Source organism: Mesorhizobium intechi (assembly GCF_002879535.1).
Taxonomy (GTDB): domain Bacteria; phylum Pseudomonadota; class Alphaproteobacteria; order Rhizobiales; family Rhizobiaceae; genus Mesorhizobium; species Mesorhizobium intechi.
This window is the reverse complement of record NZ_PNOT02000144.1, coordinates 1-4,970: the sequence shown is the minus strand read 5'-3', so window position 1 is coordinate 4,970 and position 4,970 is coordinate 1. Positions and strand designations below refer to the sequence as shown.

6 protein-coding genes and 1 pseudogene are annotated in these 4,970 nt (G+C 63.8%); 2 read left to right on the top strand and 5 right to left on the bottom strand.

The annotated features are described in order from the left end of the window. The 4 genes from C1D09_RS12415 to C1D09_RS12400 form a co-directional block, all read right to left on the bottom strand. Nucleotides 1-490 (bottom strand): SulP family inorganic anion transporter (locus tag C1D09_RS12415; protein WP_246135724.1); only part of this gene is annotated, 490 nt, incomplete at its 3' end. Nucleotides 491-556: 66 nt separating this feature from the next. Next, on the bottom strand, nucleotides 557-835 hold the full coding sequence (locus C1D09_RS12410) for a helix-turn-helix domain-containing protein (protein WP_143974614.1): 279 nt from the start codon (nucleotides 833-835) through the stop codon (nucleotides 557-559). A gap of 301 nt (nucleotides 836-1,136) precedes the next feature. Next, nucleotides 1,137-1,841 carry a phosphatase PAP2 family protein gene (locus C1D09_RS12405; RefSeq protein WP_143974613.1) on the bottom strand — a complete coding sequence of 235 codons (705 nt, stop codon included), beginning with the start codon at nucleotides 1,839-1,841 and terminating at the stop codon, nucleotides 1,137-1,139. Nucleotides 1,842-1,869: 28 nt separating this feature from the next. Continuing rightward, a complete protein-coding gene (locus C1D09_RS12400; RefSeq protein WP_140703972.1) occupies nucleotides 1,870-2,208 on the bottom strand; it encodes a hypothetical protein in 339 nt (112 codons plus the stop codon). A gap of 171 nt (nucleotides 2,209-2,379) precedes the next feature. On the opposite strand from C1D09_RS12400, the gene C1D09_RS12395 reads away from it, so the two are divergent. After that, nucleotides 2,380-3,771 carry a sensor histidine kinase gene (locus C1D09_RS12395; RefSeq protein WP_143974612.1) on the top strand — a complete coding sequence of 464 codons (1,392 nt, stop codon included), beginning with the start codon at nucleotides 2,380-2,382 and terminating at the stop codon, nucleotides 3,769-3,771. Next, nucleotides 3,768-4,430 carry a response regulator gene (locus C1D09_RS12390; RefSeq protein WP_143974610.1) on the top strand — a complete coding sequence of 221 codons (663 nt, stop codon included), beginning with the start codon at nucleotides 3,768-3,770 and terminating at the stop codon, nucleotides 4,428-4,430. The genes C1D09_RS12395 and C1D09_RS12390 overlap by 4 nt, the downstream gene beginning before the upstream one ends. A 188-nt stretch (nucleotides 4,431-4,618) precedes the next feature. Here the strand turns inward: C1D09_RS12390 and C1D09_RS12385 are convergent. Next, a pseudogene (locus C1D09_RS12385) lies at nucleotides 4,619-4,970 on the bottom strand (hypothetical protein); the annotation flags it as partial.

Here is a 4,970-nt window from a genome sequence, read left to right as displayed (position 1 = left end):
TCACTGGATAGGGAATGAATTTGATGTAGGTGCCAAGCCTGAGATAGCCGATGGCGAGCAGGAAGACACCGGCCATCATCGTTGCCAGGAGCAATCCGTCGACACCTTCGCGCTGGCCGGTCGCCACCACCAGCACGATGAAGGCGCCGGCCGGCCCGCCGATCTGGAAGCGGCTGCCGCCGAGGGCCGAGATGATGAAGCCGCCGACGATGGCTGTGAACAGGCCGCGCTCCGGCGTGACGCCAGAAGCGATCGCGATCGCCATCGACAGCGGCAGCGCCACGATGGCGACGGTGAGCCCGGCCATGAAATCGGCCTTGAACTGCGGCAGGTGGTAGCCTTCGCGCCAGATCGTCACCAGCTTGGGCGTGAACAATTCGGCAAATGTCGGGCTTGCCGACCCTTGGGCCGAACCTTGGGCCGACCCACGAGTCGACTTGTGGGCCGATCTTCGGGTCGATTGATGCACCGCCTGCCGTGTCTGATCCATGGACTGCCTTCCGCACATGAAGGCGGCGGGATCGTCGGCAGGAATGTCGGCGGTCGCCGTCGCGACTTATGCCGGCTCAGCCCCGGGATCTGGCGTCATGGCGGGTTTGAGGCGCACGCCCCTGCCGCCGCGCTCGCTGGCCTGGTTCTCGCCAATCAACTCCACCCCGGCCTCGTCGAGCGCCTGGATGACCTTCATCAGCGTATCGACCACGCCCCGAACCACGCCATCGCTCGCTTCCATGCGCTGGATGGTCGGAAGCGAAACACCTGCGCGTTCGGCGAGCGCCCTCTGGTCGATGCCAGCCAAGGCCCTTGCGGCACGCATCTGCGCGGCAGTGATCATCGGCCGGACCCCATGTCTGAGTCTGCAGGAATAATGTATAATACCATTGTCATGATGTTTCAAGCATCAATATGAATGTCTGATGCGTAAGCACCTTCGCCCTGATTGTCCATTTTTGCGATACTTCCCGAGGATTGCAGGCTAGGGTGTTGTCCATCTGGGCAGGGGTAACGCGGTTGAATATCTTCAAGACCTTGACGACATCGGCATGCCTGCTTTCGATGGTTCTGGCTCTGGCAGGCTGTGGTGGACACCTCATCAACCGATTGATCTGAGCGCAAGCCCGAGGGTGCGGTCAGCCTCAGTCGGCATCGTCGCTCACCACCTTGCGGCGCTGCAACGCCCGCGCCACCAGCCAGCACAGCATTGCCCAGGCGAAGCCCGCGCACCAGCCGGCCAGCACATCCGACGGCCAGTGGACGCCGAGATAGATGCGGCTGACGCCGACCAGCACCGTCGTCAGCACGGCCAGCGACAAGACGTAGATCTTCGTCGCCCTGCCATGCAGGAAGCGCGCCGCGAGCGAACCGAGCGTGAGATAGGTCACCGCCGACAGCATGGCGTGGCCGCTCGGGAAGGAAAACGACGTCTCGCTGACCAGATGCGACACGAGCTCGGGCCGCGGCCGGTCGACGCCAACCTTCAGCAGGCTCGACAGCACCTGGCCGCCCGCCACGGCGACGAAGATGAGAAGTGCCGTCCCCGGCCGGCGGATCAACAGCAGATAGAGGATCGTTGCCGTCGTGATCAGCACCAGCACGCTGGCGCTGCCGAGGCTGGTGATGTCGCGCACCGCCCCTTCCAGCCACGATGGGCCGATCGGGATTCCCGGTTGACCCGCCTGGCGGAAGGCAAGCAGGATTTCAGTGTCGAAGGCGTGCGGCGCGGTTGCCCGCGCCACCTCCATCAGCTCCACGAAGCCCCACAGCCCGCCGGCGATGACCAGGCCGGCCAGCAACACGGGGAATTCGATGCGGTTGAGCAGGGTGTTCGCGGGGTCTTTCATCGTGTCGGTGTCGCAATCCTCATCTCGATCAACGCCCCTGCAGATAGGGCCCTAGCGTGATCAGCGCCACTGCGGCGACCGCCAGCACGATGCCGGCGGCCTGCAGCGCGTTGACGCGCTCGCCGAAAAACACCAGTGCTACGACGTTGACCGAGACCAGCTGGATGACCGCCGAAAGGCTGAACGACACCGACATGCCGAATTCGCGGATCAACCGCAGCATGATCAGGTTGCCCAGCGAGTAGAGCGCGAGCGTCAACAGGATCTTGCCGAGGCTCGGCGCCAGTCCCCATTGCTTGGCGGCGGTTGCCGCCAAAAGGAAGATCACCGTCGAAAAGCCAAGTTGCAGCAGTCCCGAAAAACTCAACGTCCCATCCCCCTCGAAGCGGCTGCCGCCGCATGTGCCGCGGACCTTGTTTCCGAAGCGCCTCGACACGTCAAGCGACCTCGTCCTAACGAAGGTCTTGGCAACGGCGAGACTGAGGCTCAATGTGCCGATATCGCCCAGCCTGTTCGATCTATGGGCGATCAGGGGCTCATGATTCGTATTCTGCAGAATTTGGCGCGGCGCTGGAGCGAGCTTTCCCTTGCCCTGCAATTCCTCGTTGCCGGGGGCTTTGGCCTGCTGGCCGTCATGCTGGTGGTGGGTGCCTGGGTGACGTCGCAGATCCGGGACGGCGTCACCCGAAATTCGGCCGCCACGACGGCGCTCTATGTCGACAGCGTGATCGCGCCGCTGCTCCCGGACCTGCGCAAGAGCAAGGAGCTCAGCGAGTCCGTCAAGCAGGCGCTAGACGAGACGCTCGGCCAGGGCGCGCTCGGCAAGCGCCTGGTCTCGTTCAGGCTCTGGCGCCGAGACGGCACCGTGCTCTACGCGAAAGACGCGACCTTGATCGGCCGCCGCTTTGATCTGACCGACGATCTGCGGTCCGCCTTCCAGGGCAACGTCACCGCCCAGATCGATACGTTCGACGAAACCGAAAGCAAGGAGCAGGCCGCTGGCGTGCCATTGCTGGAGATCTACAATCCCGTGCGCGAACCCTGGTCGGGCGAGGTGGTGGCCGTCACCGAATTCTTCGAGGTCGCCACCGATTTCAAGGCCACGCTGGCCTCTGCCCTGCTGTCGAGCTGGCTGATCGTGGCCGGCACCACCCTGACGGCTTTTCTGCTGCTGTCGAGCATCGTGCTGCGCGCCAGCCGGACCATAGACGATCAGCGCGGGGCGCTGCGCCGCCAGGTGTCGGAGTTGCAAGGCCTGGTGACGCAAAACAGCGCCTTGCGGCAGCGTGTGCAGCGGGCGTCCCGCCGCGCCACCGCGCTCAACGAACGATATTTGCGCCGGATCGGGGCCGACCTGCATGACGGACCGGCGCAACTCGTGGCCCTTGCGGCGCTGCGCATGGACAGCCCGGTATTCTCCGGCGACGGCCATTGGAGCGAAAACCGCGCGACCGAGGTCGCGATGATCCGCAAGACGCTGGAGGATGCGATGCGCGAAATTCGCGGTATCTGCACCGGTCTCGTCTTGCCGCAGATCGAAACGGCCGCGGCACCGGACATATTGCGGATGGCGGTCGACGAACATCAGCGCCGGACCGGAACGTCGGTGGTGCTCACGCTGCCCAGGCATTTGCCTGAACTTGGCACTTCCGAAAAGATCAGCATCTATCGTTTCGTGCAGGAGGGGCTGAACAATGCCTATCGCCACGGGCGGGCGAAGGATCAGGCGGTGCGGGCCGGGATGAAGAATGGCAGGCTTTTCGTCGAAGTGTCGGATAGCGGCCCGGGTTTCGACCCGGCCCGGGTCGACGGGTTGGGGCTTGCCGGCCTCAGGGAGCGGGTCGAAAGCATTGGCGGCCAGTTCGAGACCTTGACCGGAGCGCAAGGAACGCGATTGGTGATCAGTCTTTCGGTCGAGGAGCAAGCATGATTGGCGCTATCCGCATTGCCATTGTCGACGATCACCCGCTGTTTCGCGAAGGCGTGACGCGCAGCCTGTCGGAGATCGGAGGTTTCGAGATCGTCGGCGAAGGCGCGACAGCGCAGGATGCCGAACGCATCGCCTCGACGGTGCAGCCTGACATATTGCTGCTCGACATCTCCATGCCGGGCGGTGGCCTGTCCGCGGTTGCGAGCATCCTTGCCAAGCATCCCGCCCAGAGGATCGTCATGCTGACGGTTTCAGAGACCAATGCCGATGTAACCACGGCGCTGAACGCAGGCGTGCAGGGCTATATCCTCAAGGGTATCGGATCGCGCGCGCTGGCCGACATCCTGCGCAATGTGGCGGGCGGCGAGAGCTACCTTACGCCGACGCTGTCGGCGCGGCTGCTTTCCGACCTCCAGTCCCCGCAATCCGCCAACGGCGTGGCGGACCGGTTGCGGCAACTGACCGAACGGCAGGCGGAAATCCTGCGGCTGGTGGCGGAGGGCCTCAGCAACAAGGAGGTTGCCTTGCGCCTGGAGCTGCAGGAGAAGACGGTCAAACACCACATGACCGGTGTGCTGTCCAAACTCAATGTGCGAAACCGCACTGAAGCGGCTCTTATGGTGCGCGAGTTCCGCGACCGGGACGCAAACCGCTCTTAGAGCAATTCCGGCAAACGTGTGAAACGGTTTTCCCGGGCAAAGCCCATGGCGCCTTGCCCTTGGGAATTTGCGTCGAGACAAACAGTCAGGCCATTGCGCAGGCGCGCAAGGGCCGGACAATGGAAGGTCACCTCCGCCGGGGGCGGCGGAGGTGACATGTGACCCTGACCGTTGCCTGCCGGTCAGTTTCACAAGGCTTTTAGACGGCTGGCATCGGCCGGCGTGGCCAGGCGGTCGATGATCGTGCGACCCAGCGCATCCTTCATCTTGAAACGGCCGTTCTCAATCTTTTCGGTAATGCCGTCGGGATGTGTGACCGTGATCTTGTTGCCGCTCACCTCGACCTTGTCACCGGTCGTGACGTTGACATGGCTGACGCCTTTGGTGCTCTGACCCTTGCCGGATGCCGAGTTGTCACCGCTGCCATCCGTTGCGGAATTGCCGCCGGTTCCATTTCCATTGCCGCCGCTGTTATCGCCGCTACCGCCGCCGTTGTTGCCACCGTTGCCGCCGCTGTTACCGCCGCCGCTGTTGCCGCCG